We start from the raw sequence: 25,302 nt of genomic DNA, 5'->3' as shown, positions 1-25,302 counted from the left end.
AAAGCTGGAGTTCTGCTGAGAGCCTGACAGGAAATTGGGGTGGGTGCACGAGGTTCATGTCTTGAGATGTGTGGCGCCTGTGAGATCGAGCGCCATACATCCTAAGGCAAGAACAATCTGAACAACCCACCCCCAAGCGCGCCGCCATTGGAGATCTCGATCCGCCCGCGCACCCCGCCGCTTTCATGCAGTGCCGCGATCCGCGCCGCAAAATACAGACCCAGGCCGGTACTGCCGCTGGTCGAGTCGATACCCTGGATGAATTCTTCCTGGCGCTCGAGCATGCGCTGTGGATAACCCGGGCCGTCATCGTTGACGCAGATGGCCAACTGGTTGTCTGCCTCTTCGATGGTGATCAGCAAGGCATGCGCGGCAAAGCGGGTGGCGTTGGTGATCACGTTGGCGATCACCGAGGCCACAAGCTCGCGATCGAAGAAGCCCAGCGGGTTGTCGGTGTCGATGCGCCAGGTCGCAAGGATGTCCTTGTGCTTGAGCACTTCCTCGTGCGCGGCCAGCTGGGCTTCGATGAAATCGTCCAGTTCATGGTAGTCCGGGCACACCGGCAACTGGTTTACGCCCAGTTTGTACAAACCCAGCAACTGCACCAGCATGCCGTTGAGGTGGCGAAATTCATGCTCCATCGCCCCCTGCTCGGCACCACCACGCAGTTCCTCGGGCAAGCGCTGCATCCACTGGTTGTGGGACTGGATCAGCGCCGACAGGGAATTCTTAAGGTCGTGCACGGTGGAGGCGATCACCGTGGAAAAATCAAGCCCCTGGTTATCTTGATTCATGCGCCGAACACTCGGATGTGCAGTTTGCGGTAGCGGTCGTAGCGGTTGTCGCTGGCAGGTATGCCGGCCACGCTGGTCAGGGCGTCGCGACACTCCTGCATGATGGCGGGCTGAGGGCTGTCTCCGCCGATGCGCAGCAGCGCCTGGGCAGTGTTGAGGGCAATGCTGATGTTCTTCGGCTGCAAACCCAGCGCCTTGCGGAACAGCTGCAACGCCTCGCCGAGCTGCCCCCCCTGGTAACTGCGCACACCCTGGCGATTGAGGGTGACCGCTTCGGTAATGGCGTTGAGCACGCTGGGGTCGTCCGTCAGCTTGCCGACCCTCTCCATGACCTTGGGGTCGTCGCCATAACTTTCCACACAACTCCTCAGTACACCGATGGCAGCGGCTTCCTGCCCCATGGCCTGCAACTGCGCGGCAACGGTCAGGGCCGAATCGACCGAGAAGAACTGGTTCATCTTGTCCAGGCGCTGGATCGCCTGTTCGGTCAGCTTGGCAGCCGTTTCAGGGTCGCCGGCCTGCTGCAGGCTGGCGGCCTTCATCATGCGGGCACGCACCTGCAGGCCCTGGTCCTCGGGGTTTTCCTTGGCCACTTCGCTCAGCGTGCTGTTGATCTCGACCCGGGTGCGCGCATCCAGGCCAAAGCCGGCATTCCTGCTCATCAGCGCCTGCACCAGCCCCAGGTTGTTCTCAGGGTCCTTGTAGCGTGAGCTCTGGCCCTGGTTCACCGCATGGCGGAACGCCTTCGAGGCACTTTCGAAATCTTCGTTTTCCAACGCCAGCTTGCCCAGCGTCGACTGCCGGCGCACCGATAGCGGCGACAGGCGCACGGCCTCTTCAAGCATGTTCTGCGCACGCCTGGTTTCGCCTTGGGCCACCAGCACCTCGGCCATGCCATCGTACAGACCTGGCATGATCGGAAAGGCCTTTAGCGCCTGCTCGTACACGCCCTGGGCCTGGGCGTTCTGGCCACGTTTGTGCATCAGGCTGCCCAACGCCGAGTACACCCACGGCTGCGGGCGGCTGGCCAGGATGGCCTTGAGGAACTTCTCCAGCTCCTCGAAACGGTTGAGGTTGCGCAAGGCATCGGCCCGATAACGCAGGCACAGCGGGGCCAGGCGCGGGTCGCGCTTGCACAACTCGGCACAGGCCGCCAGCACTTCGGCCGGGCGATTGCGGTCCAAAGCCTGCAGTATCGGCTTGAGCAGGGTCTTGCGCTGGTACAGCTTCTCCACGCGCTGGGCCAGGCCAACCCGGTTGAATGGTTTGGTCAGGTAGGCATCAGGCTCGTGCTCGATGGCGCTGAGGACAATGGCCTGGCTGCTCTCGGCCGTGACCATGATGAATATGCACTCATGGCTGATGTGCTTGTCGAGGATCAGGTCTTCGAGCACCTGCTGGCCGTTCTTCTTGCCGTCGCCCAGGTGGAAGTCCTGCAGGATGACGTCATAACGCTTTTGCGCGCACATGCGCAGCGCCTGCTCGCCGCTGTCGGCGGTGTCCACGTCACGTACGCCCAGCTCGCGCAGCATGGAACGGGTCGACGTGCGAAAGTCGGTAAAGTCGTCGACGATCAGAAAGCTCTTTTGCCCGTACTGCAGCATCAACACGACCTGCCTTGGAATAATTGAAAAATCGCGCGAGGCGATGCCACCGATAGCTGTATCGGCAGTTGGTCGGGAAAGATGAGGGTAGAGCGTTGGCGGCCACGAACCAAAGCCTTGTGCCACCACTTTAGCGAGCAAGGCCCTGGAGGGCCAGGATCACGCCAACAGCCCCAGGGACTTGGCCTTGGCCACCGCCTGGGTACGCCGCTCCACCCCAAGCTTGCTGTTGATATGGCTGGCGTGGGTTTTCACCGTATGCAGGGAAATGAACAGCCGCTCGCTGATCTGCTGGTTGGAACAACCCTGGGCAATCAGCTCGAGCACGGCCAGCTCGCGGCTACTCAGGGCTTCGCCGCTGCCGGTGCTGGTGCTTGGCATCTGCGGCAGGCGTTTGAGCAGCTCGGCCTGCACCGGGCAAGCGGCAACAGCCCGCAGCTGTTCGAGAAGCCACTGCGGGTGCTGCTCCAGCAGAGGCTGGAACGGTTGCAGCACGCCGCCCTGGGCTGCCTCCAGCAACCGTGGCAACAACTGGGCGGCCTGCCCTTCCCGGCCTTCGCCCAGCAACAAGCCAAGCCACTGGCACAGGGCACTGACGCTGAGCATCATGCCGCCACTGGCCTGGCCGTGCTCGACCAGGCTGGCCAGGCGTTGCGCCGCCTCGCCGCTACGCGCCTGGATACGCTCGAGCGATGCCTGCTGCAAGGCGATGTGCAACGGCAGCAACGGGTGGAACTCCGGGGCCGCCGCCGGTTGCTCGCCACCGTAGGTCTGGCCCAGGCGCAGCAACCAGGACTCGGCCAGGTCGATGCGCCCCTGTGCCAGCCACAATTCGCATTTGACCAGCGTGATCATGGCCAGGTAGTAGACCGGCGGCACATCCCAGATGTGCATCAGCCGCTCGGCCTCGGCCAGTTCGGCAAAAGCCTCGGCAAAGTGCCCTTCGCGGCCATCGAGCGTAGCGATCACGCAGTGGCCGATGAGCACGCTGATATCGCGGCAGGCCCGCGCCTCGCCCAATCCCGCACGCAACCGGGCACGGCCCTGGGACGGCTGCAGACGCGATACCAGCAGGTACCCTTCGTAAAGCGTCAGGCGGGCGCGCACGGCATACAGCCGCTGTGCCGACAGCCCTTGCAGGCGCTGAAGCCCCTCGCGCACTTCGTCCAGCGCGCGCAACACCTCGCCACGGGCATGCAGCACCCGCGCCCGGTCGTAATGGGCCAGGGCCTCGAACAATGGGTTGCCAACGCGCTGGGCCAGCTCCAGGGCCTCGCGGTTCCAGCCACGGGCCCGCCAGAAGTCGCCATCGGCAATCGCCAGGTTGGACAGCGTCGACAGGCACACCAGGCGTTGGCCATAACGCTTGCTCGGCAGGCTCTGCAGCGCTTCGCCGCAATAGGCCAAGGTGCGCTCGCGGTCGCCACGGCCACGGGCGATCACACCACTGAGCGCCAGCCACTGGGCCAGCATGGACTTTTGCGCGGTCGCCGAAGGCGCGGGCAGGAAGCGGCTGAGATACCCCGCCAGCTCCTCGGCCGCGTCCAGCTGGCACGCCAGGCCCAACGCCCAGCTGTACAACACGATCAACCGCGGCGTGCTTATCAACAGGCTGTCGGGCAGGTCCATCTTCCAGCGCAGCAGCATGCCGACGTTCTGTTCGGCCAGCAGTTGCTCCTCGGACAGGCTCTGCACCAGGTCGGCCGCGACATCGAGGTGACCGGCCCGCAGCGCCTGCTCCACCGCTTCGTCGAGCAGGCCCTGGCTTTCGAACCAGCGGCAGGCACGCAACTGCAGGCCGGCCAGCGGCTCGCTGGCCTGGCGGCTGCGCAGCAGGTCGGAGAACAGGTGGTGATAGCGGAACCAGTGGCCATGCTCGTCCAGCGGCACCAGAAACACCTGGTGCGCCTGCAAGAAGCGCAGGATCGAGGCACTGTCGTGGCGGCCGCGCACGGCATCGCACAACGGAGCGCAGAAACGCTCCTGGCAGGCCGTTTCGTACAGGAAGGCCTGCACGTCGGCGGGCAGCATGTCGATGACTTCTTCCAGCAGATAGTCGCGGATCAGGCCCTCACCACCATGCAAGGCCTGGGGCAAGGCCTGGTCGTCAGCGGACTCGCTGGCAGCCAGTTGCCAGAAACGCAACCCGGCCACCCAACCGTCGCTGCGCTGGATCAGGTTGTCCAGGGCCTGGCCGCGCAGGCCGGTGGGTTGACGGCCGATCACCGCCAGCGATTCTTCGGCGGTCAGGCGCAAGTCCTGTTCGTTGAGCTCGACCAGTTGCCGCGACAGGCGCAGGCGCGCCAGGTGCCAGTCCGGGCGCTGGCGGCTGGTGACCAGCAGTACCAGGCCGGGGGGCAGGTGATTGAGGAAGAACTGCAGGCAACGATCGAGCACTGGCCCCTGGGCCAGATGATAGTCGTCCAGCACCAGCAACAAGGGAGTATCGGCTTGCAGGTACAACGCCAGCTCGTCGAGCAGGCCGTCGAGCCATTCCTCGAAGGCGAACGGCTGGTGGCGCTGGCGCATTTTCAGCAGGCCCATGGCCTGGCCACCCAGTGCCGGGCAATATTGTTGCAGGCCTTCGAGCAAGCGTTCGAGGAAGCGGCCAGGGTCGGCATCCCGTTGGCTCAGGCCCAGCCACAGGCTACGCCAGTGCTCGGGCAGCGCTTCGCAAAATTCAATGGCCAGGGAGCTTTTGCCGAAACCCGCCGGGGCATTGACCAGCAACAGCCGCCCGCCGAGGCCGGCTTGCAGCCGCTGGCACAGGCGCAGGCGCGGTACATGGCCGTCCGGCAAGGGCGGCCGGAAGAAACGCCCGTCCAGCAGGCCCAGGGCCTGGCTGGTGAATCCATGCGTACGGGACAGATCTGTCATGGCCGGCTCGTTCTGGTTGGAAGACTACGGCGGTATGGATGCTTGCGAGACTAGCGGGTAACGCTGCCCATTTGAAGATGATGGGCTCAATTCCCCTGGAAAAGACTGCGACAAAAAGCAACATGTCTGATGGACAGGGGCTGGGGCGGGGGTTTGCTGAGGTATTCACCAGCTTTATTGCTGTACCGGCACTGTACCTGAAGCCTGTGCGATCCCTGTGGGAGCGGGTTCACCCGCGAAGAGGCCGGTACAGGAAAATGAAACGCCCCGGGCAAGCCGGGGCGCTCCGAGGTTGCGCGATACTTAGCGAATACCCGACTGGCGCAGTGCCGCAGGCTGGAAGTCCGCCTTGCTGGCGCTGAAGCCGAAGTCGTAGGCGCGCTTCTCTTCGTTCTTCATGCCCAGGGCCAGGTAACGGCCAGACTGCAGGTCATAGATGGCCTCCAGGGTGTACCACGGCACTTCCACGTTGTAGTACGGCTGGGCATGTGCCTCGGACACGCGCCACAGTTGGCCACGGCCGTCGTACTGGTCAATCACCGCAGCCTGCCAGGTGTCCTCGTCGATGTAGAAGTCACGCTTGGCATAGATGTGCCGCTGGCCCGGCTTGAGGGTGGCGACCACGTGCCATACACGGCGCAGCTCGTAACGGGCCAGGTCCTGATTGATGTGCCCGGCCTTGATGATGTCGGTGTACTTGAGCTTAGGGTCGTCGAGCTTGAAGGCGTTGGATGCGATGTACATCTCCTTCTTGCCTTCCAGCTTCCAGTCATAGCGGTCTGGCGCACCGTTGAACATGTCCAGGTTGTCGGAGGTGCGCAAACCGTCGGCGGCGGTACCCGGGCCGTCGTACGACACTTGTGGTGCCTGGCGCACGCGGCGCTGACCGGCGTTGTAGATCCACGCCTTGCGCGGTTCCTTCACCTGGTCGAGGGTTTCGTGTACCAGCAGCACGGTACCGGCCAGACGCGCAGGCGCGGTCACTTCCTGTTTGAAGTAGAACAGGATGTTGCCCGGGTTGCTCGGATCGTAATCCTTCATTCTTTCGCGGAAGACGAACTGGTCGGAGAAGTACACCGGGTTGAAAGAGCCGTTCTGCTGCGGCGTTGCCTGGGTCACCAGACGGCTGACGCTACCGCCCCGGTAGCGGGTGATGTGGTTCCAGATCACCTCCAGGCCGCTTTTCGGGATCGGGAACGGTACAGCCGTGCGGAAGTTGTTCAGACCGTTGCCGCCTTCGACCAGGGTGGTCTTGGTAGCGTTTTCCTTGATGGCAGCGAACACATCGGCCGGCACCGTGGAACCGCGATGGGTCTTGAATACCGGGATCTTGAAGGTATCCGGATAGCGCTTGAGCATGGCTAGCTGGCCCGGCGAGAGCTTGTCCTTGTACTGGTCGGCGTTCTGCGCGGTGATGGTGAACAGCGGCTTGTCACTGCCGTACGGGTCGGACAGGAAGCCCTTGCCGTCGACGCTGCCCGAGCTCTTGGACAGCGGTTCCCACGGCCCGATCGAGCCATCGGCGTTGCCAGCCTTTTCGGCGCCCATCGGGGTCAGGGTACTGCCCAGCTTGGCCGCCTCGTCGGCGGATACTGCAGCCATGACGCTGGTCGCCAGCAGGGACAGGCCCAGCACACCGGCTTGCAGCAGACTTCTGGTCTTGTTCATGTCGTGTCGTCCTGGATCTGAATGCTTAGAAGTTCACGCCGAAGCTGAGCGCGACGAAGTCGCGGTCATCCACGGTGGTGTACTCGCCATCGAAGAAGTTGGTGTACGACAGGCTTGCCGTGTAGGTGTTCTGGTACTCGGCGTCCAGGCCCAGGCTGACAGCCTTGCGGCCCTCCTCGAAGTTGGCGCCAGGGCCAGGCGAATAGCCGGAAACATCATGCGACCAGGCCACGCTTGGCTTCAGGTTGACCCCGGCAAAGACGTCGTTGTAGTCCCAGATGACTCGGGCGCGGTAACCCCAGGACGTGCTGGTGGTAAAGCCATCGTTCTCGCAGTTGCGGCTCAGGTTGGCGGTGGAGGCACCAGCACCAGCGCCTGCGATGGTGCTGGCATTCAGGGCCTGACAGGTGTTTGCTCCACCGGTGGATGGCAGCGGGCCTGGACCGAACACCGGGTCGCGACCGTAGCGAGTATCGTGGGCGCTCTCCAGGCCGCCCACATGGGTGACACCCAGCTCGCCCACCACGGTCATGCGGCTGGCGCCCATTACCTGGTCGAAGAAATGCGTGAGGGTGGTCTGGAACTGAGTGATTTCCTTGCGGCGATACCCGTGCAAGTCCTGCCCCGGCGTACCGGTCAGTAGCGAAGCGTTGCTCAAGGCACCGCCAATGGGGCGGACCCCGGCGAACAGGATATCCGTGGTATTCAGTTGCACCGGTGCGTTGGGACGGTAGCTGAGTTCGCCGCTCCAGGCGGTCCCGGTGGGCAACGTGGTAGAGAAGCTCAAGCCATAGAGGCGGATGTCCTCGGGGTATTCGACGAAGTATTCGGAGTTACCTGCCACGATCAGCGGTGCCAATGCGCGCAGCTGTGCAGGCAGGGCGCTCAGCCCGGCGAACACTGAAGGCGCGGCCCCGGTGGCACTGAAGATTGGCGCACGGCTGTGGTAGTTCATGAAGTAGGCGCCAAACTCGGTGTCCAGCGGCTCGAACATGTAGCGCATTGCCACGCCAAACTGGCCACTGTCACGCGCATCGCGGTCGGCGCCGCGGCGCACCATCACCCCTTCTTCGTTGATGTTCACGCCACGGGTGGCAAGAAATTGCTGCGCCGCCCCCGGCACTGTGCGACTGCTGTTGAGCACGCGCAGGTTGTCGGTACAGCCGTCGGCAATGATGTCCGGCTGGGAGAAGAAGGTGCCGCAGTTGTCGACGACCGTCTGGTCCCATTCGATCTGATAGAAGGCCTCGGCCGACAGGTTGTCGGTCAGGCTTTGCGAGATGTAGAACATGTTGACCGGGATCAGGCCTTCCTTGATCTCGGCCCCCGGGCGGCGAAACGCCGACACGTCGATAGGGTTGATCGAGTTGATGCCGCCACCGATGAAGGTACTTTCACCCCAGCTCACCACCTGCTTGCCCAGGCGCACCGAGCCTGGCTGATCGCCGATGGAGTAGTTGTGGTAGACGAAAGCGTCGAGCAGCTCGGCACCGGACGATTTGGCGCCTTCCTTGCGGTTGGAGTCGCTGATGTCCTTGAACTCGCGGCCTTCGTCCTTCAGTTCGAAGTCGTACCAGTACTTGCCGCGGACAAACACGCCGGTGTCGCCGTACTTGAGCTCCAGGTCATGGATGCCCTTGAAGATCTTGGAGAAGGTTTCGCCCTTCTTGAAGTTCAGGTGGCCATCATCGGATGTCTGCGACAGGCCCTTGCCGCCGTTGTTCACCCCGATCAGGTTCTTGTTGGGGTTGGCCGTCGACCAGCTGGCGCCGATGGAGAGCGACGAGTCGAACTGGCCTTCGATTTCACCAATGTTGAAACTGACAGCGAAAGCAGGACTTGCGAGCGTGGAAGCAAGGCTGACAGCCAGGGGCAACTTGGCCCGGCGCCAGAACAGGTTTGCAGATTTCATCGACGCTACTCCATGTACTTTTTTTGTTATGGCAGTGAGTCCTTTCAAGAACGGCCCGAGCGACCGGTTTGCAGGCTTGCGCCTGCGGCGACACGGCTTGCGCATGTCGCCTCCCCCATTCCTGAAAATCCCCTGGCCCCGACTATAGCCAGCAAGGCACAGGCGCTTGATCCCTCTAAAGTGTGATTTGCGCTCCGTGCGGCCAACTCGCTGCCATGTTGCCCCGGCTGCGTGCTGGCAGTGCTAAAGGATGGCGTATTTCTGCCGTTTGGCAAGGTTCCACCCCTCTAGCATGCGGGTCGCGTGCTGCGATACGCGACCCGCATGGCGGTTACAGCGTGGAGAGGAACGCGCTGTTGCTGGCCTGCCACTGGACGATGTCCTGGCGGATGCGTTTCTTGTCGAGCTTGCCGACACTGGTCTTGGGAATTTCAGTAACAACAGCGATCTGGCTTGGAATCGCCCACTTGTTGATGTGCCCTTGCTCGACGAACGGCTTGAGGTGCTCCTTCAGCGCCTTGGCGTCAATGACCTGGTCTTCGCGCACCACCAGCAGGGCAAACGGGCGTTCACCCCACTGCGGGTCGGCCACCCCCACCACCGCCACTTCGCGCACGGCCGGGTGGCGGCTGATCAGGTCTTCGAGGTCGAGCGAGGAAATCCACTCGCCACCAGTCTTGATCACATCCTTGATGCGGTCGCGGATGTCGATGTAGCCCATGCCATCGAGCGTGGCGACATCACCGGTGTGCAACCAGCCGCCCTGCCACAGCTCCTCGCTCTTCTGCGCCTCCTTGAAGTAGCCCATGGTCAGCCACGGCGCCCGTAGCACCAGCTCGCCCTGGGTTTCACCATCGGCGGGCAGGAAGTTGCCGTCGCCGTCGACGATGGCCGCCTCGACCAGCGGCACCGGCACGCCGGCCTTGATGCGGTAGGTGACGCGCTCATCCTCGCTGCCGGCCTGCAGCTCATCGTTCAGGTGGGCGGCGGAAATCAGCGGGCAGGTCTCGGACATGCCATACGCGGCGGTCAGCTGGATGCCGCGTGCCAGGGCGGCCTGGTACAACGAGCGGTTGAGTGCGCTGCCGCCGATGATGATCTTCCAGCCGCCGAAGTCCTGGCCTTGAGAGTTTGGGCAGTTGAGCAGCATCTGCAGGATGGTCGGCACGCAATGGGAGAAGGTGACTTTCTCTTCGCGCCACAGCTTGACCAGCATGTCCGGCTCATAGCGCCCCGGATACACCTGTTTCATGCCGAGCATGGTGGCGGCGTAGGGAATGCCCCAGGCGTGCACGTGGAACATCGGCGTGATGGGCATGTACACATCGTTGCTGCCCAGCAGGCGCACGCTGTCGATGCTACCGGTCACCGAAGCTTCAGCCAGGGTATGCAGCACCAGCTGCCGGTGGGTGAAGTACACCCCCTTGGGGTTGCCGGTGGTGCCGGTGGTGTAGAAGGTAGTGGCCACCGAGTTCTCGTCGAAGTCCGGGAAGTCGTAGTGCGGGCTGGCAGCGGCCAGCAGTTGCTCGTACTCACCCACCAGGTTGGGCAGCTCGGCTGTCTTGTCTGGGCCGTCAGTCAGCAGAAGGGTCTTGTCGACGGTAGTCAGTTGCCCCGCGATGGCCTGGTACAGGCCGACGAAGTCGCTGTTGACCAGCACCACGCGGTCTTCGGCGTGGTTCATGGTGTACAGAATCTGCTCGGGCGACAGGCGTACGTTGATGGTGTGCACTACCGCGCCGATCATCGGGATGGCGAACATGCACTCCAGGTAGCGGTGGCTGTCCCAATCCATCACCGCCACGGTGTCACCGGCCTTTACTCCGGCTTCGGTCAGCACGTTGGCCAAGCGCGCGATGCGCTCGTTCAGTTGTGGGTAGGTCAGCCGCAACTGGTCGCGGTAGACGATTTCGCGGGTCTTTTCATAGCGGCTGCCAGACATCAGCAGGCGCTTGATGAGCAGGGGGTAGGCGTAGGCGCCCTCGGCGGGCTTGATGATGCGGGTCTGCAACATGGGTATCCCTTTTCTGAAAAGCGGGCCGGACAAGTCTGGGAACTACTGTAGTTCGCCAATGTGACGGCTAAATCAGCCGAAGGAATGATTTGCATGATGAGGGTATGAGTGGCGGGCGTTGACGGGCAGCAAGGTTGAGCTAGACACTGCGGCGGCAGCTTCAGGTCATGTGGTGAAGCTGAGGGCCTCTTCGCGGGTAAACCCGCTCCACAGGTACTGCATCAGCCTTCTCAATGGTGCAATACCCGCAAATGGCCACGACACCGAAATCCCGCCCAGCCTCGGAGAACTTCATGCCCAGCCCGCGTCGCGCCGTGTTTCTCGATCACCAGTCCCTGGACCTAGGCGATCTCGACCTCTCACCCCTGAAGCAGCAATTCGACGAGTTCGAATTGTTCGCCGCCACCCGCCCGGAGCAGGTCGCCGAACGCCTGCAGGGCGCGGTGGCGGTAGTCAGCAACAAGGTCATGCTCGACGCCGCGACCCTGGCAGCCAACCCGCAACTGAAGCTGATCCTGGTGGCCGCCACCGGCACCAACAACGTCGACCTGGCGGCCGCGCGCGCCCAAGGCATCACCGTGTGCAACTGCCAAGGCTACGGCACACCGTCCGTCGCCCAGCACACCCTCGCCCTGCTGCTGGCCCTGGCCACCCGCCTGTGCGACTACAACCAGGCGGTAGCCGACGGCCAGTGGGCCAAGGCCAGCCAGTTCTGCCTGCTGGACTTCCCCATCGTCGAACTGGAGGGCAAGACCCTTGGCCTGCTCGGCCACGGCGAACTGGGCGGTGCGGTGGCGAGGTTGGCCGAAGCCTTCGGCATGCGCGTGCTCAGCGGGCAGATCCCCGGTCGTCCGGAACGCGCCGACCGCTTGCCACTGGACGAGTTGCTGCCGCAAGTCGACGCCCTGACCCTGCACTGCCCGCTGAACGAGCACACCCGACACATGCTCGGGGCCCGCGAACTGGCCCTGCTCAAGCCCAACGCGCTGGTGGTCAACACCGCCCGTGGCGGCCTGATCGACGAACAAGCGCTGGCCGACGCCCTGCGCAATGGCCACCTGGGCGGCGCTGCCACCGACGTGCTGAGCGTGGAGCCGCCGGTCAACGGCAACCCGCTGCTCGAACCCGGCATCCCGCGCCTGATCATCACCCCGCACAGCGCCTGGGGCGCTGTGGAATCGCGCCAGCGCATCGTCGGCCAGCTCAGCGAGAATGCCCAGGCCTTCTTCGCCGGTCAGCCACGCCGCGTGGTCAGCTGAGCGCGGCGCCCAGCTCTGATAAACTGCGCCACTTTTTCCAGGAGGCGTCGTCCATGGACCCGCGCAGTGAAGTGTTGCTCCGCCAGGCAGAGCTGTTCCAGGGCCCGCTGCTGCTCGCCGGCGCCCCCGCCGACGGCCTGCTCGGCCAGTTGCCCCAGGCCCGGGGCTGGACCTGGCATGCGGGCGATCATGCCATGCTCGAAAGCCGCTTCGCCGGGCGCAGCCACTATGGGGTCGAGCCACCGGAAGTGGCTTTCGACAACGCCGTGCTGTTCCTGCCCAAGTCCCGCGAACTGGCTGCCTACCTGCTCAACGCCCTGGCCTCGCGCCTGGCTGGCCGCGAGCTGTACCTGGTCGGCGAGAAACGCGGTGGCATCGAGGGCGCGGCCAAGCAGCTGCAGGCCTTTGGCAAGCCACGCAAGCTCGACAGCGCCCGCCATTGCCAGCTGTGGCAGGTGACCATCGAGCGCGCGCCAGAAGCCAAGCCCCTGGAGAGCCTGGCCGAACGCTTCGAACTCAGCCTGGAAGACGGCCCACTGCAAGTGGTCAGCCTGCCCGGCGTGTTCAGCCATGGCCGCCTCGATCGCGGTACCGCCCTGCTGCTCAAGCACCTCGACGGCCTACCGAGCGGGCATGTGCTGGACTTCGGCTGCGGTGCCGGGGTGCTGGGCGCCACAGTCAAACGCCGTTATCCACAAAGCCGTGTAACCCTGCTGGACGTGGATGCCTTCGCCGTGGCCGCCAGCCGCCTGACCTTGGCCGCCAATGGTCTGGAAGGCGAGGTGATCAGCGGCGACGGCATCGACGCGGCGCCGACAGAGCTGAGCCTGATCCTGAGCAACCCGCCGTTTCACACCGGGGTACACACCAACTACCAGGCATCGGAAAACTTGCTGAAAAAATCAGCCGTTCATCTGCGAAAAGGTGGCGAAATGCGCCTGGTTGCCAACAGCTTCCTGCGCTACCAGCCACTGATCGAAGGGGCTCTGGGCAACTGCCAGATACGCGACGAGGCGGACGGTTTCCGCATCTACCGGGCAACACACGGATAAAAACAGCGCTTGCCGAAAGCGTTTTGCCTAGGCAGAATCCGCACCGTCCTAGGGGAGTAGTCTCCCGCGAGCGCCCAGCTCGCCCGGTACGCGTCAACATACTTGGTCCACAGACCATGGCGCGTGCGACCCACCATGCCAACCTGCATGGCGAGATCCGCATAGACGGATCCAGGGTTTGACAAGACCTATGACACGCACACCTTACCCGGGGCGGGGAGGCTGTACGTGTCATAGCCGTGTCGACCCGCCCCCGTAGGAATCCTGATGCTGGAATCTCTGCTGGTCCCCACCGCCATCGTTGCGCTCGCCGAAATCGGCGACAAGACGCAACTGCTCGCGCTCATACTCGCCGCCCGCTTCCGCAAGCCCTGGCCGATCATCGCCGGCATCATCGCCGCCACTCTGGCAAACCATGCCGCGGCTGGGGCCGTGGGCGCGTGGGTCGGCAGCTTCTTCAGCGACTCGGCACTGCACTGGATCCTGGCTGCAAGCTTCACCGCTACTGCCCTGTGGACCCTGGTTCCGGACAAGATGGATGACGACGAGAACCCGGCGCGCCGCTTCGGGCCGTTCCTGACCACGCTGATCGCGTTCTTCCTGGCTGAAATCGGTGACAAGACCCAGGTCGCCACGGTGATGCTGGCAGCACAGTATCCGCACCTGATCATGGTCATTATCGGTACCACCCTGGGCATGCTGATTGCCAACGTGCCGGTGGTACTGGCGGGTAACTTCGCAGCGGACAAACTGCCGCTGACGCTGATCCGTCGCCTGGCGGCCACGGCGTTCTTCGTGCTGGCGATCGTGGCCGTGTACACGGCGATGAAAGCCAGTGGCTGGGTGGGCTAACCCGAAAGGCGACAGGCTGACGCCGAACCTGTAGGAGCAGCATCGAGCTGCGAAGAGGCCGGTACAGGCACCAGGAAATGTGGTGCTCTTACTGGCCCTTTCGCAGCACAAGGCCGCTCCTACAAGGGGTAAGCATCTTGAAGTCGAGGCTTACTTCTTGGCCGCCTGATACAGCGGCATCACCTTCGGAATGGCCGCCTGCAACGAAGCAATGCGGCTCTGGGACGCCGGGTGAGTGCTCATGAACTCAGGCGGTGCGCCTTCGGAAGCCTGGCTCATCTTGTTCCACAAGGTGATCGCGGCATTCGGGTCGTAACCGGCACGCGCCGAGAGCTCCAGGCCGATCAGGTCGGCTTCGTTCTCGTTGGCCCGGCTGTTGGGCAGGGTCATGGCATAGTTCACCACGGTATCGGCCATGGCCATGCTACCCTGGCCGAGGCCAAAGAGGGCGCCGGCGCCCTGGCGCGCCATTTCCACACCGTACGCCTTGGACATCGCCTCGCGGCTGTGCTCACGCAGAGCGTGGGCGATCTCGTGACCCACCACCGCAGCAATTTCCGCATCGTTGAGCTTGAGCTGATCGATCAGCCCGGTGTAGACGATGATCTTGCCGCCCGGGCCGCAGTTGGCGTTGAGCTCGTCGCTCTTGATCACGTTCACTTCCCAGTTCCATTGCGCGGCATCCGGGCGGAACTTGGGGGTCTGGGCGATCAGGCGGTTGGCAATTACCTGCACACGCTTGGCAACAGCGCTGGACTTGTCGAGCACGCCTTTGCTCGATGCTTCACCCAGGGTCTGCTGGTACGACTGGGCGTACATCTGGTTGACCTCATCGGTCGAGAGCATGCTGAACATGTACTGCTGGCGCTCGACGCCGACAGCACCGCCACTGGTGGTATTCACCGCCTGGCAGCCGGCTAGCAGGATGCCAGCACTCAACAGGCTGACGACAAAAGACTTACGCATGAAAACACTCCCTTTTTACATGCGCCGTATCGTAGGCCGAGTCGCTTGGGGCCGCTATAGCCGCAGGGAAGATTTTCGTCGCCTGTGCCGGCCCCTTCGCGGGTGAACCCGCTCCTACAGGGACAATGCGATCGTTGCAGGAGTGGCTTCACCGGCGAAGAGGCCGGCACAGGCATACATCAGGCCGGGGTCAGGCACTCCGGCGCATCCAGCTTCGGGTCATTGACAAAATGCGCCAGGGCCCGCTCGCGCAAGGTCGCCGGCGGGCTGGCCAGCAACTCATGCAGGCGGGCCAGCGGCGTGCCCGGGTCAAGCCAGGCCGCCTGCCCCGCATCGTCCATTATCAGTGGCCGACGCTGACTCATCGCCGCCTGGGTCACTACCGCACAACTCAGCCAAACCTGGTCCTGCACCGGGTAAGCCTCCCACACAGCCGCGAAATACAGAGATGCGCCCTCCCCTGGGGTCAGCCAGTAGGGGCGCTTGCGCACGCTACCGCGCCATTCGTAGAAGCCGTTGGCTGGCATCAGGCAGCGGCGCTGGCGAAACGCGTCGCGAAACATCGGCTGCTCGGCCAGGGTTTCGGCGCGTGCATGGGCGGGGGTACGGGACAGGTCGGTGAGCCAGGCCGGAGTCAACCCCCAGCGCGCCCTGGCCAGTTGCAGCTGGCCGTCGAGCTGGCGCTGGATCAGCACCGAAGCCCCGGGCGAAATGTTCCATTGGGCTGGCTGGCCAACGGGAAAGCCCGGCAGACCGGCAAGAGCCTGGGGCCATCGAAACAGGGCGTAACGTCCACACATGGGCGAATTCAAAACCTAGCAGATCAAGGTACCGGGGAAACTCTCCGGTTCGTCGCCAACCAATGGCTGGGCACCATTGTACGCATCGATCAGCTGCCGTGCGTACTCAGCCTGCTCATCTGCCACGGCCAGCCCCAGCAAACCCTGCATCGGCAGTTCACCGGCAGCACCCACCAGGTCACGGCCAACCAAGTGCGCCTCGATCCCTTCGCTGGCGAGCATCCCCGCCAGCATTTCAGCCTCGAGCAGGCTTTCCGGTTCGTAGATGCGCTGCATCAGTCATTCTCACCGAATACATCCAGCATCCACTCCTCGCCATGAACTTGCAGCACGAAGCGGATAGGCTTGCAGCACACCTGGCAGTCCTCGATGTACTCCTGATCGCCACCGGACAGGTCCACCGTGGTTTCGACTTCTTCGCCACAATAAGGGCAATCGTAGATAGCAGTTTCCAGCATCGCGGCCTCCGGGGTGACTTATGCGTATAATTGCCGGTCTGTTTACAGGGCCTGTGTGTGTCCGAGCCGTTTTTCGGAGCCCGTCCCTACCTTATTACCCTAGCCGTTTCCAACAAGAGAGCATGATGGGCGAATTCGATGCCATCCGACCGTACGACGACGCTGAGGTCCCTGCCGTTCTGGCACGCCTGCTCAGCGATCCGGCATTCCTCGATATCCTCACCCACTTCCGCTTCCCGCGTGCGGCCGGCGCTCTCGGCTGGTTGCTCAAACCGCTGATCGCCCGCCGCCTGCGCAAGGAATTCGCCGGCGTCACCTGTGTTTCGACCTTGCAGGACAAAGTCGAGTACTACGTCGACCAGACCATCGACCGCGCCACCGACGGCGTCACCTATTCGGGCGTGGAGCAGCTCAAGGCCGGTACCGCCTACCTGTTCCTGGCCAACCACCGTGACATCGTCATGGACCCGGCCTTCGTCAACTATGCGGTGTACCACGCCGGCCTGCCCACGCCGCGCATCGCCATTGGCGACAACCTGCTGCAAAAACCGTTTGTCAGCGACATGATGCGCCTGAACAAGAGCTTCATCGTGCACCGCTCGATCAGTGGGCGCCGCGAGAAGCTGGCGGCCTACCAACTGCTCTCGGCCTACATCAACCACTCGATCCGCAACGACGCCACATCGATCTGGATCGCCCAGGCCGAAGGCCGGGCCAAGGACGGTGACGACCGCACCGATTCGGCGATCCTCAAGATGTTCCACATGAGTCGCAAGGACGAGCCGTTCGGCGCGGTGATCCAGAGCCTGAACCTGACGCCGGTTTCGATCAGCTACGAATATGACCCGTGCGACCAGGCCAAGGCTCGCGAACTGTACATCCGCGCCACTACCGGCACCTACAAGAAGGCGCCGGGGGAGGACGACAACAGCATCGCCAAGGGCATCACCGGCTACAAGGGCCGGGTGCACATCAACTTCGCACCGCCGGTGACCGAGTATCACGAGGACACCAAGCAGCTGGCAGCGGAAATCGACCGGCAGATCCTAGGTGGCTACCGGCTGTTCCCGGTGCACTATCTGGCCTATGCGATGTGGGATGGCAAAGATGAGGCGCTGCAGGTGCCGAGCGCCGAGAAAGTGTTCCCCGCTGATGAACTGGCCCGGGCCAAGGAGGAATGGCAACGCCGCCTGGATGCCTGCCCCGAGGAGCAGCGGCCGTACCTGGTGTTGCAGTATGCGACGCCGGTGCGCAACCAGTACCAGGTCAGGCAGCAGGCACCGGTTGCCTGAGCGAATGCCGGGGCCGCTTTGCGGCCCCGAAATCTCAGACCCAGGTACTGAACCAGGACAACAGCAACGCCATCGCCAGGCACGAAAAGCCGAGGATGTAGAAATAGCGCGGCACTCGAAGGTCGAATGCGTCCACTACCCCGTCGTCCACCGCCATGTATTCGCGGGTCTCGGCCTCGCGCCGCCGGGCACTGTGCAGCAGCAACCCGCCCGGGCAGGTCAGCAGCAGCGCAAGCAGATTGATCAGCTTGGTCGGGTGGGCGGCCAGGAACCCCCAGAGCACTTGCAAGGACATCACGCAACCTCGGTATGAGCGACGGCAAAGGCCGGCATTCTACCCAAGTCGCCCCCTCACGCCCGGTCCAGGCGACAAAGTGTCATTAAATTTCATCTGTCCTTGCATGAAGACTTGCCGGCCTCTTAGCGGGCATGCCCGCCAAGAGGCCGGCACAGACAACAAAAAACCCGCTGCCTGGAATACAGGCAGCGGGCCTTGTTTTACAGCTGAAGCCTTACTGCCCCAGTACCTGACCGATGGTCGGGTCCTTGAACATGCGGGTCAGGGCATCGCTCAGCACATCGCCCACCAGCTGGGTGTTGGTTTCCTGGTTCGGCGCCATGCCGAAACGCTGGTCCAGCGAAGCGCCGTAACGGCCGCTGTAGCGGCGGCCGCCATTGGACACGTCGGCACGGAAGGTGGCACCGATGGTAGCCTCGGTCACGTACAGGTTGTCTTTTGGCGACTGGTACTTCAGTTCGGCCAGGGTCACGGTCAGCTGCGGCGCGTTATAGGCGTTCGGCGTCGGGGTGAAGCCGAGCAGGCGCACGGCGGCTTCGGCCTGGGCCTGCAGCTTGGGCACGATGTCGTTACCGCTGACGCTGATGGTGCTGGTCTCGGGGTACATGCCACCGCGAGTGCCCAGGGACTGCGAGGCCCGGCCGTCAACCACCCGGACCACTACCGGCTGGCCATGGCCGACCGGGGCGAGCTGGGCCTTGAGCGTGGGTTGCGGATTGAGTTGTTGCGGGCTGTGGGCACAACCGACCAGGCTGAGGCTGGCCACGGCGATCAAACCGAACAACAGACGTTGCAACATGCGCGTTACTCCAGAAAATGCGGCGAAGGCCCACAGTATACCCAGCCACGCCTCGGCCAGTCATCGGCCCGGCCCGCTTGTCACAATCGTTTCATCGCCGCGCCGCTATCCTTGCGCCAAGCCCTACCGTACAGGACTCGCTGCCATGGCCTCGCTCTGGACTCTGCTCTTCCAACGCCCGCACTACAATGCCTATGCCCGCCTTGATGCCGACGGCAAATGCCTGGCCCTCAAGCAATGCAGCCAGGCGCCCAGCGGCAGCGGCTGGGTCCAGATCAGCGAAATCCAGCTCGCCTGGCTGGGCCGCGAATTGCCCGCCAGTGCCCGGGTTTGCGCCCGCGCAAGCCGCCGCTGGCACCAGCGCATCCTCGCGGCCTGACAAACGCTGCAATAAAAACCACGAATGGCGACATTTCTGCCCGCGACATCGCTATAATCTCCCCCCGATTATAAGGACGTCTCCTGATCGGGCCCCGCACTCGCCGATTGACCCCGGCAACTTCACGCTTCGCCCACAGAGAGCCTTCCACTCAGGTCTTGCATCGGCTGTCGTGCCTGCTTTTCCGGCCCTTCACACTGCATGAACCTGCGGGTTGCCATCGCGCAGTCCCCTTTTGAGGTTCACGTCTCCAAAAGAGCGTGAAAAAACGGTTTTCACAACTTCACAAGAGTGTGGCGAGCAAATGAACAGTCTGGCATGTGCAAAAGCGGCAGATGTGTCCCGAACAGCCCTGAACAGGCGGCAAATGCGCTCATTTCGTATGAGTGTCTGAGCCGTTCCATAACGCACGCACGACACCTTGACCATAAGTCGAATTGCCGCACCCGTGGCAAACCGCGTTCAATACGCGAACCCGAAGACTGATTGGCGGTGTCCGCGGAAGTTGCAAGAACTGCGAAAAGTCGGACATGGCGACCCTGGCGAACCCAGGTCCTATGCTGTCAATTAGGTAGCTGTAGATTGTGGAGACGCGTTAAATGGCGCAGAACGAATCGGTTGATGTGGTACTGGTAGGCGCGGGCATCATGAGTGCCACCCTGGCCGTACTGCTCAAGGAGCTCGACCCGACCCTAAAGCTTGAGGTCGTGGAGGCGATGGACTCCGGAGCCGCGGAAAGCTCCAACCCCTGGAACAACGCAGGCACCGGGCACGCCGGCCTGTGCGAGCTTAACTACACGCCCCAGGCCGCCGATGGCAGCATCGACATCAAGAAGGCCGTGCACATCAACACCCAGTTCGAGGTTTCGCGCCAGTTCTGGGCCTACTTGAGCAAGAAGGGCAACTTCGGCTCGGCACGTGCCTTCATCAACCCTGTCCCGCACCTGAGCTACGTCGAGGGTGACAAGGGTGTTTCCTTCCTCAAGAAGCGCTATGAGTTGCTCAAGCAGCACCATGCCTTCGCGGAAATGGAATACACCGAAGACAAAGCCGTGATGAAGGACTGGATGCCGCTGATGATGCCAGGCCGCCCAGCCGACCAGCACATCGCCGCCACCCGCGTACTGAAGGGTACCGACGTCAACTTCGGCGCCCTGACCAACAAGCTGCTGAAGCTGCTGGGCGACTCGCAGGATGCCCACGTCAAGTACAGCAAGAAGGTCGTCGGCCTGCGCCGTAATGGCAAGGGCTGGACCGTGAGCATCAAGGACGTCAACAGCGGTGGCAGCCGTGAAGTGGACGCCCGCTTCGTCTTCCTCGGCGCAGGTGGCGCGGCCCTGCCGTTGCTGCAGCTGTCGGGCATTCCGGAAAGCAAAGGCTTCGGCGGCTTCCCGGTCAGCGGCCAGTGGCTGCGTTGCGACAACCCGGAAATCGTCAAGCAGCACCAGGCCAAGGTCTACAGCCAGGCCGCAGTCGGCGCTCCGCCGATGTCGGTACCGCACCTGGATACCCGCGTGGTCGATGGCAAGAAATCGCTGCTGTTCGGCCCATATGCCGGGTTCACCACCAAGTTCCTCAAGCACGGTTCGCTGATGGACCTGCCGCTGTCGGTGCGCATGGGCAACATCGGCCCGATGCTGGCAGTGGCCCGTGACAACATGGACCTGACCAAGTACCTGGTCAGCGAAGTGATGCAGTCGATGGAGCAGCGCCTGGAAGCCCTGCGTCGCTTCTATCCTCAGGCCAAGGCCGAAGACTGGCGCCTGGAAGTGGCTGGTCAGCGCGTGCAGATCATCAAGAAAGACCCGAAGAAAGGCGGTGTGCTGCAGTTCGGTACCGAGCTTGTCTCGGCGCAGGACGGCAGCCTGGCTGCACTGCTCGGCGCATCGCCGGGTGCCTCGGTAACCGTGTCGATCATGCTGGAACTGATCGAGCGCTGCTTCCCCGAGCAGGCCAAGGGCGCCTGGGCTGCCAAGCTCAAGGAGATCTTCCCGGCTCGCGAGAAGACTCTGGCGACCGATGCTGCCCTGTACCACAAGATCAGTGCCGACAACGATGTGGCGCTGGACCTGGTGGAAAGCAGCCCGGCGGCCAAGCATTACGCCTGATTCGACCGGTAGCGAAAAACGCCCCTCGGGGCGTTTTTTTGTGCCTGGTTGCTCATTGACCTGTGCCGGCCTCTTCGCGGGCATGCCCGCTCCCACAGGTTTTGGCGTCGCCCTCAGGCTCTGCACCATCCCTGTGGGAGCGGGCGTGCCCGCGAAAGGGCCGTCACAGGTTAAAAATCAGCCACGGGCCTTGGCGATGATCTCGATGTACTCCGCCGCATTGCGCTGGTCGGCAATCTGCTCGACAAAGGTCTTGCCGTGCTCGTCCTTGCCATCCAGGTCCAGCCCAGCGTCGACGAAGAAGCCGACAAAACGCTCGAAATCGTCGATGCGCAGGCCGCGGTAGGCCTTGACCAGCTTGTGCAGCGACGGCGAAGTCACGCCATCGGCCGGTTCGAACTGAAGGAACGTCTTGATGTAGTCGTCGCTGATCTCGTCACCGATTACCTGTTTCTTGTCTTTACGCATTGCCGACTCCAACTGGACCATCACGAAATTTCGAAGGCCGGCAGTGTACCCCCCGCAGGCCGGGCGCCTCAACGCGTACGTACGGTACCGGTGTGCAGGTCGGCCCAGACGTGTCCGTTACCGTACGTTAGAAACTGCACATACAGCGTCTCGTTGCGCAGCAGGTCCATGATCACGCGGTAGTCGCTGAGCGGGTAATTCAGGCTCAGGGTGCGGGTCTTGTCGTCGTACACGGGTTTCTTCAGGCTCTTGGCCGCTTCACCGTCAAAGGTCAGCAGCACCTGGGCGATGGTGGCGCCCTTGCTCAGCGGCTTGCCCTTGAGGCGCACCTGCAACGACGAAGTGATCGGGATCGGCTGCTGGTCGGACTGGCGCTGGGTACCCACTACCACCGAGTAGTCGGTCACTTGCAGCAATTGCTGGCCGGTCGGCGCTTCCTGGCGCAGGGACTGGTCGTCAGGTGGCAGGAACTGGCTGTGCAGCGGTGCGGCGGCGAGTGGCAGGCTGACCGCCAGCAGGAGGGGAAGAAACGCACGCATGTGAGGCTCCTTGAATGAAGGAGCACTCTAGCATGTAGTGCCTGGGGCGTATGACCCTATCGCCCTGTAGGAGCCGGTGCAGGCAACATCAATCGAACTGCGCGCGCATCCAGGCCTGGTACTCGGCCACGCCTTCTTCACCTTCGCGCGGCGCCCAGTGCGCATGTTCGCCTTCACCCACTGGCCGATACGGCCCGGCCTTGCACTCGAACAGGATGCTGTCCGGCTCCAGCACCACCAGCCCATGGTAAATACCTGGAGCCAGATCCACACCCAGGCAGTCGCCGCCCGCCTGCAGCACTCGCTTGTCGGTCACCGCCCCTTGCTCATCGAAGAGCAACAGGCCGAAGCGCCCCTTGAGCGCAATCAGCGTTTCAGCCTTGTCGGCGCTCAGGTGGCGATGCGGCGGGATATAGGTGCTCGGTTGCAGCCCGACCGCCATGCGATGGCAGGGGTCCTCCATCTCATGGAAGGTGTGATGCTGCCGCCCGCGCGGGTTGGCGGCAGCCTGTGCAGCCAGCCCGGCGAACAGCGATTGGTCGATGAACGCAGGCTGGCGCATGATCACAACCCCTTGACGGCGAAGATGCCGTTGGCGTTGCGCCAGTAGCCTTTGTAGTCCATGCCGTAACCGAAAATGTAGCGGTCGACACAGGGTAGGCCCACGTAGTTGGCCTTGAGATCCGGGCTGGCCTTGCGGTCATGGTCCTTGTCGATCAGTACCGCCGTGTGCACCGAGCGCGCACCGGCATGCTTGCAGAACTCGATGATGGCGCTGAGAGTGTGGCCTTCATCGAGAATGTCGTCGACGATCAATACGTCACGGTCGATGAACGACACTTCGGGCTTGGCCTTCCAGAACAGCTCGCCGCCGCTGGTCTGGTTGCGGTAGCGGGTGGCGTGCAGGTAGCTGGCTTCCAGCGGGAACTGCAGGTGGGTCAGCAGTTTGCCGGAGAAGATCAGGCCGCCGTTCATCACGCAGAACACCACCGGGTTCTTGTCGTGCAGGTCCTTGCAGATCTGCTCGCCGACTTTGGCGATGGCCGCTTCGACTTCGGCTTCGGTGTACAGGCAGTCAGCTTCACGCATGACTTGACGGATATGCTCGAGATCGGCGGACATGGCGCTCTCCGGGGGGTGCATTTTGGAAAAGCGGGCAAAGGTACGCATCCGCTCGTCACAGATCAAGCATTTATGGACTAACGTCCAGAATGACCAGACGACAGCACAGGCTGAATAGATTAATCTAGCGCGGTTTTTTTGCCCGCCTTTCGGAGCCCCCCTATGCCCACTCGTGAGATCCGCCATCCGCTGATCCGCCACAAGCTCGGCCTGATGCGCCGTGCCGATATCAGCACCAAGAATTTTCGCGAACTTGCCCAGGAAGTCGGCGCGCTCCTGACCTACGAAGCCACCCAGGACCTGCCGCTCGAAACCTACGAGATCGATGGCTGGTGCGGTAAGGTACAAGTTGAAAAAATCGCCGGCAAGAAGATTACCGTGGTACCGATCCTGCGTGCCGGCATCGGCATGCTCGACGGCGTGCTCAGCCTGATCCCGGGTGCCAAGGTCAGCGCCGTCGGCGTTGCCCGCAACGAGGAAACCCTCGAAGCCCACACCTACCTGGAAAAGCTCGCTCCCGACATCAACCAGCGCCTGGCCCTGATCATCGACCCGATGCTGGCCACCGGCGGTTCGATGGTCGCCACCATCGACCTGCTGAAGAAAGCCGGCTGCAAAGAGATCCGCGCCATGGTCCTGGTCGCCGCGCCAGAAGGCATCGAAGTGGTGGAAAAAGCCCACCCGGATGTGCAGATCTACACCGCCTCGATCGACCAGCGCCTGAACGAACACGGCTACATCGTGCCGGGCCTGGGCGATGCAGGTGACAAGATCTTCGGCACCAAGCAAAAGGACGCCTGACCATGCAGGACGGCTTCAACGACCCGCTCTGGCGCCAGGTCGTTTCAGGCGCGCAGATGCTCTTCGTGGCATTCGGCGCACTGGTGCTGATGCCACTGATCACTGGCCTTGATCCGAACGTCGCGCTGTTCACCGCCGGTATCGGCACCCTGCTGTTCCAGCTGGTCACCGGCCGCCAGGTACCCGTGTTCCTGGCCTCGAGCTTTGCCTTCATCACCCCGATCATCCTCGCCAAGGGCCAGTTCGGCCTGGCCGAGACCATGGGCGGCGTGATGGCCGCAGGTTTCGTGTACACCTTCATGGGCCTGATGGTGAAAATCAAAGGCACCGGTTTCATCGACCGCATGCTGCCACCGGTGGTGATCGGCCCGGTGATCATCTCCATCGGCCTGGCCATGGCGCCGATCGCCGCCAACATGGCGATGGGCAAGGCCGGTGACGGCAGCGTGCTGCTGCCCTACAAGACCGCCATGATGATCTCGATGCCGGCCCTGCTGACAACGCTGATCGTCGCCGTATTCGGCAAGGGCATCTTCCGTCTGGTGCCGATCATTGCCGGCGTGCTGGTAGGCTTTGCCCTGTCGTTCGCCTTTGGCGTGGTCGACACTGCCAGGATCGCCGCCGCACCGTGGCTGGAGCTGCCCAACTTCACCGCGCCAGCGTTCAACTGGCAGGCCATCCTGTTCATCGTCCCGGTTGCCCTGGCACCGGCGATCGAGCACATCGGCGGGGTGATCGCAGTCGGCAGCGTGACCGGCCGCGACTACCTGAAGAAGCCCGGCCTGCACCGCACCCTGCTGGGTGACGGCCTGGCCACCACCGCAGCCGGCCTGTTCGGCGGCCCGCCCAACACCACCTATGCCGAAGTGACTGGCGCGGTGATGCTGACCAAGAACTACAACCCGAAGATCATGACCTGGGCGGCGGTGTTCGCCATCACCCTGGCCTTCATCGGTAAGTTCGGCGCCCTGCTGCAAAGCATCCCGGTACCGGTGATGGGTGGCATCCTGTGCCTGCTGTTCGGCTCGATCGCGGCGGTGGGCATGAATACCATGATCCGCCACAAGATCGACCTGGCCGAAGCACGCAACCTGGTGATCGTGTCGGTGACCCTGGTGTTCGGTATAGGCGGCGTGCTGATCGGCAGCGGTGACGGCCCGGATGACTGGGGCCTGAAAGGCATCGCCCTGTGCGCCATCGTGGCTATCGCCCTGAACCTGATCTTGCCGGGCAATGATGG

24 protein-coding genes and 1 riboswitch are annotated in these 25,302 nt (G+C 63.1%); of the genes, 8 read left to right on the top strand and 16 right to left on the bottom strand.

Annotated elements, in window-relative coordinates; all coding sequences use genetic code 11:
- Window positions 1-101: 101 nt before the first annotated feature.
- From ACK1U9_RS18925 to ACK1U9_RS18900, 6 genes are all read right to left on the bottom strand, one after another.
- Window positions 102-794, bottom strand: a complete 693-nt coding sequence (locus tag ACK1U9_RS18925) for a sensor histidine kinase (RefSeq protein WP_046616040.1) — start codon at window positions 792-794, stop codon at window positions 102-104.
- Window positions 791-2,398 (bottom strand): response regulator, encoded by a 1,608-nt coding sequence (locus ACK1U9_RS18920; protein ID WP_025337710.1) that lies wholly within the window; start codon window positions 2,396-2,398, stop codon window positions 791-793. The genes ACK1U9_RS18925 and ACK1U9_RS18920 overlap by 4 nt, the downstream gene beginning before the upstream one ends.
- A gap of 159 nt (window positions 2,399-2,557) precedes the next feature.
- Complete coding sequence (locus ACK1U9_RS18915; protein ID WP_108480138.1) at window positions 2,558-5,275, bottom strand: LuxR C-terminal-related transcriptional regulator; 2,718 nt, start codon at window positions 5,273-5,275, stop codon at window positions 2,558-2,560.
- A 303-nt stretch (window positions 5,276-5,578) separates the two neighbouring features.
- On the bottom strand, window positions 5,579-6,943 hold the full coding sequence (locus ACK1U9_RS18910; protein ID WP_046616037.1) for a DUF1329 domain-containing protein: 1,365 nt from the start codon (window positions 6,941-6,943) through the stop codon (window positions 5,579-5,581).
- 25 nt (window positions 6,944-6,968) lie between these two features.
- Window positions 6,969-8,855, bottom strand: a complete 1,887-nt coding sequence (locus tag ACK1U9_RS18905; RefSeq protein ID WP_046616036.1) for a DUF1302 domain-containing protein — start codon at window positions 8,853-8,855, stop codon at window positions 6,969-6,971.
- 331 nt (window positions 8,856-9,186) lie between these two features.
- On the bottom strand, window positions 9,187-10,869 hold the full coding sequence (locus tag ACK1U9_RS18900; RefSeq protein ID WP_108480139.1) for a fatty acid--CoA ligase: 1,683 nt from the start codon (window positions 10,867-10,869) through the stop codon (window positions 9,187-9,189).
- Between the two features lie 293 nt (window positions 10,870-11,162).
- Between ACK1U9_RS18900 and ACK1U9_RS18895 the strand changes: the two genes are divergently transcribed.
- From ACK1U9_RS18895 to ACK1U9_RS18885, 3 genes are all read left to right on the top strand, one after another.
- The gene (locus ACK1U9_RS18895; RefSeq protein ID WP_046616034.1) at window positions 11,163-12,128 is read left to right on the top strand and encodes a 2-hydroxyacid dehydrogenase; all 966 of its coding nucleotides are present in this window, start codon (window positions 11,163-11,165) and stop codon (window positions 12,126-12,128) included.
- A 53-nt stretch (window positions 12,129-12,181) separates the two neighbouring features.
- Window positions 12,182-13,180, top strand: coding sequence for a class I SAM-dependent methyltransferase (locus ACK1U9_RS18890; RefSeq protein ID WP_085601920.1), 999 nt, complete (start codon window positions 12,182-12,184; stop codon window positions 13,178-13,180).
- A gap of 39 nt (window positions 13,181-13,219) precedes the next feature.
- Window positions 13,220-13,360, top strand: a riboswitch (yybP-ykoY riboswitch).
- Between the two features lie 87 nt (window positions 13,361-13,447).
- A complete protein-coding gene (locus ACK1U9_RS18885) occupies window positions 13,448-14,032 on the top strand; it encodes a TMEM165/GDT1 family protein (protein ID WP_046616032.1) in 585 nt (194 codons plus the stop codon).
- A gap of 150 nt (window positions 14,033-14,182) precedes the next feature.
- Here ACK1U9_RS18885 and ACK1U9_RS18880 read toward each other — a convergent pair whose 3' ends face one another.
- The 4 genes from ACK1U9_RS18880 to ACK1U9_RS18865 form a co-directional block, all read right to left on the bottom strand.
- Window positions 14,183-14,998, bottom strand: a complete 816-nt coding sequence (locus ACK1U9_RS18880) for a M48 family metallopeptidase (protein WP_046616031.1) — start codon at window positions 14,996-14,998, stop codon at window positions 14,183-14,185.
- 179 nt (window positions 14,999-15,177) lie between these two features.
- Window positions 15,178-15,798: an SOS response-associated peptidase gene (locus ACK1U9_RS18875; protein ID WP_085601919.1), complete on the bottom strand. Its 621-nt coding sequence runs from the start codon at window positions 15,796-15,798 to the stop codon at window positions 15,178-15,180.
- Between the two features lie 15 nt (window positions 15,799-15,813).
- A complete protein-coding gene (locus ACK1U9_RS18870) occupies window positions 15,814-16,074 on the bottom strand; it encodes a putative signal transducing protein (RefSeq protein ID WP_046616029.1) in 261 nt (86 codons plus the stop codon).
- Complete coding sequence (locus ACK1U9_RS18865) at window positions 16,074-16,256, bottom strand: CPXCG motif-containing cysteine-rich protein (protein WP_012270508.1); 183 nt, start codon at window positions 16,254-16,256, stop codon at window positions 16,074-16,076. The genes ACK1U9_RS18870 and ACK1U9_RS18865 overlap by 1 nt, the downstream gene beginning before the upstream one ends.
- Before the next feature lie 125 nt (window positions 16,257-16,381).
- On the opposite strand from ACK1U9_RS18865, the gene ACK1U9_RS18860 reads away from it, so the two are divergent.
- Window positions 16,382-17,548, top strand: a complete 1,167-nt coding sequence (locus tag ACK1U9_RS18860; RefSeq protein WP_024086266.1) for a 1-acyl-sn-glycerol-3-phosphate acyltransferase — start codon at window positions 16,382-16,384, stop codon at window positions 17,546-17,548.
- 34 nt (window positions 17,549-17,582) lie between these two features.
- Here the strand turns inward: ACK1U9_RS18860 and ACK1U9_RS18855 are convergent, their stop codons facing one another.
- Together ACK1U9_RS18855 and ACK1U9_RS18850 are read right to left on the bottom strand one after the other, a co-directional pair.
- The gene (locus ACK1U9_RS18855; RefSeq protein WP_046616028.1) at window positions 17,583-17,843 is read right to left on the bottom strand and encodes a hypothetical protein; all 261 of its coding nucleotides are present in this window, start codon (window positions 17,841-17,843) and stop codon (window positions 17,583-17,585) included.
- Window positions 17,844-18,060: 217 nt separating this feature from the next.
- Window positions 18,061-18,645, bottom strand: a complete 585-nt coding sequence (locus ACK1U9_RS18850; RefSeq protein ID WP_013970929.1) for a YajG family lipoprotein — start codon at window positions 18,643-18,645, stop codon at window positions 18,061-18,063.
- 145 nt (window positions 18,646-18,790) lie between these two features.
- On the opposite strand from ACK1U9_RS18850, the gene ACK1U9_RS18845 reads away from it, so the two are divergent.
- Window positions 18,791-19,024: a hypothetical protein gene (locus ACK1U9_RS18845; protein WP_046616027.1), complete on the top strand. Its 234-nt coding sequence runs from the start codon at window positions 18,791-18,793 to the stop codon at window positions 19,022-19,024.
- A gap of 599 nt (window positions 19,025-19,623) precedes the next feature.
- Window positions 19,624-21,132 carry a malate dehydrogenase (quinone) gene (gene mqo, locus ACK1U9_RS18840; RefSeq protein ID WP_153670670.1) on the top strand — a complete coding sequence of 503 codons (1,509 nt, stop codon included), beginning with the start codon at window positions 19,624-19,626 and terminating at the stop codon, window positions 21,130-21,132.
- Between the two features lie 177 nt (window positions 21,133-21,309).
- Here the strand turns inward: mqo and ACK1U9_RS18835 are convergent, their stop codons facing one another.
- The 4 genes from ACK1U9_RS18835 to ACK1U9_RS18820 form a co-directional block, all read right to left on the bottom strand.
- The gene (locus ACK1U9_RS18835) at window positions 21,310-21,600 is read right to left on the bottom strand and encodes a PA4642 family protein (protein ID WP_085601918.1); all 291 of its coding nucleotides are present in this window, start codon (window positions 21,598-21,600) and stop codon (window positions 21,310-21,312) included.
- A gap of 68 nt (window positions 21,601-21,668) precedes the next feature.
- Window positions 21,669-22,139, bottom strand: coding sequence for a hypothetical protein (locus ACK1U9_RS18830; RefSeq protein WP_025337696.1), 471 nt, complete (start codon window positions 22,137-22,139; stop codon window positions 21,669-21,671).
- Window positions 22,140-22,227: 88 nt separating this feature from the next.
- Window positions 22,228-22,701 (bottom strand): WbuC family cupin fold metalloprotein, encoded by a 474-nt coding sequence (locus ACK1U9_RS18825; RefSeq protein ID WP_046616024.1) that lies wholly within the window; start codon window positions 22,699-22,701, stop codon window positions 22,228-22,230.
- Between the two features lie 2 nt (window positions 22,702-22,703).
- Window positions 22,704-23,261, bottom strand: coding sequence for a hypoxanthine-guanine phosphoribosyltransferase (locus tag ACK1U9_RS18820; RefSeq protein WP_016501490.1), 558 nt, complete (start codon window positions 23,259-23,261; stop codon window positions 22,704-22,706).
- A 162-nt stretch (window positions 23,262-23,423) separates the two neighbouring features.
- Between ACK1U9_RS18820 and upp the strand changes: the two genes are divergently transcribed.
- Together upp and ACK1U9_RS18810 are read left to right on the top strand one after the other, a co-directional pair.
- Window positions 23,424-24,062, top strand: coding sequence for a uracil phosphoribosyltransferase (gene upp, locus ACK1U9_RS18815; protein WP_011532223.1), 639 nt, complete (start codon window positions 23,424-23,426; stop codon window positions 24,060-24,062).
- Window positions 24,063-24,064: 2 nt separating this feature from the next.
- Window positions 24,065-25,302, top strand: a 1,238-nt coding sequence (locus ACK1U9_RS18810; RefSeq protein WP_449110088.1) for a uracil-xanthine permease family protein, incomplete at its 3' end; no start/stop codon positions are given.

It is taken from the genome of Pseudomonas sp. XP1 (assembly GCF_053557675.1).
Note: the sequence above shows the minus strand (reverse complement) of the source record. Positions and strands in the feature narration are given on the sequence as shown.

Coding starts and splice junctions, on each gene's coding strand:
- ACK1U9_RS18925 (WP_046616040.1), bottom strand. CDS start 794: ATGAATCAAGATAACCAGGGGCTTGATTTTTCCACGGTGATCGCCTCC.
- ACK1U9_RS18920 (WP_025337710.1), bottom strand. CDS start 2,398: ATGCTGCAGTACGGGCAAAAGAGCTTTCTGATCGTCGACGACTTTACC.
- ACK1U9_RS18915 (WP_108480138.1), bottom strand. CDS start 5,275: ATGACAGATCTGTCCCGTACGCATGGATTCACCAGCCAGGCCCTGGGC.
- ACK1U9_RS18910 (WP_046616037.1), bottom strand. CDS start 6,943: ATGAACAAGACCAGAAGTCTGCTGCAAGCCGGTGTGCTGGGCCTGTCC.
- ACK1U9_RS18905 (WP_046616036.1), bottom strand. CDS start 8,855: ATGAAATCTGCAAACCTGTTCTGGCGCCGGGCCAAGTTGCCCCTGGCT.
- ACK1U9_RS18900 (WP_108480139.1), bottom strand. CDS start 10,869: ATGTTGCAGACCCGCATCATCAAGCCCGCCGAGGGCGCCTACGCCTAC.
- ACK1U9_RS18895 (WP_046616034.1), top strand. CDS start 11,163: ATGCCCAGCCCGCGTCGCGCCGTGTTTCTCGATCACCAGTCCCTGGAC.
- ACK1U9_RS18890 (WP_085601920.1), top strand. CDS start 12,182: ATGGACCCGCGCAGTGAAGTGTTGCTCCGCCAGGCAGAGCTGTTCCAG.
- ACK1U9_RS18885 (WP_046616032.1), top strand. CDS start 13,448: ATGCTGGAATCTCTGCTGGTCCCCACCGCCATCGTTGCGCTCGCCGAA.
- ACK1U9_RS18880 (WP_046616031.1), bottom strand. CDS start 14,998: ATGCGTAAGTCTTTTGTCGTCAGCCTGTTGAGTGCTGGCATCCTGCTA.
- ACK1U9_RS18875 (WP_085601919.1), bottom strand. CDS start 15,798: ATGTGTGGACGTTACGCCCTGTTTCGATGGCCCCAGGCTCTTGCCGGT.
- ACK1U9_RS18870 (WP_046616029.1), bottom strand. CDS start 16,074: ATGCAGCGCATCTACGAACCGGAAAGCCTGCTCGAGGCTGAAATGCTG.
- ACK1U9_RS18865 (WP_012270508.1), bottom strand. CDS start 16,256: ATGCTGGAAACTGCTATCTACGATTGCCCTTATTGTGGCGAAGAAGTC.
- ACK1U9_RS18860 (WP_024086266.1), top strand. CDS start 16,382: ATGGGCGAATTCGATGCCATCCGACCGTACGACGACGCTGAGGTCCCT.
- ACK1U9_RS18855 (WP_046616028.1), bottom strand. CDS start 17,843: ATGTCCTTGCAAGTGCTCTGGGGGTTCCTGGCCGCCCACCCGACCAAG.
- ACK1U9_RS18850 (WP_013970929.1), bottom strand. CDS start 18,645: ATGTTGCAACGTCTGTTGTTCGGTTTGATCGCCGTGGCCAGCCTCAGC.
- ACK1U9_RS18845 (WP_046616027.1), top strand. CDS start 18,791: ATGGCCTCGCTCTGGACTCTGCTCTTCCAACGCCCGCACTACAATGCC.
- mqo (WP_153670670.1), top strand. CDS start 19,624: ATGGCGCAGAACGAATCGGTTGATGTGGTACTGGTAGGCGCGGGCATC.
- ACK1U9_RS18835 (WP_085601918.1), bottom strand. CDS start 21,600: ATGCGTAAAGACAAGAAACAGGTAATCGGTGACGAGATCAGCGACGAC.
- ACK1U9_RS18830 (WP_025337696.1), bottom strand. CDS start 22,139: ATGCGTGCGTTTCTTCCCCTCCTGCTGGCGGTCAGCCTGCCACTCGCC.
- ACK1U9_RS18825 (WP_046616024.1), bottom strand. CDS start 22,701: ATGCGCCAGCCTGCGTTCATCGACCAATCGCTGTTCGCCGGGCTGGCT.
- ACK1U9_RS18820 (WP_016501490.1), bottom strand. CDS start 23,261: ATGTCCGCCGATCTCGAGCATATCCGTCAAGTCATGCGTGAAGCTGAC.
- upp (WP_011532223.1), top strand. CDS start 23,424: ATGCCCACTCGTGAGATCCGCCATCCGCTGATCCGCCACAAGCTCGGC.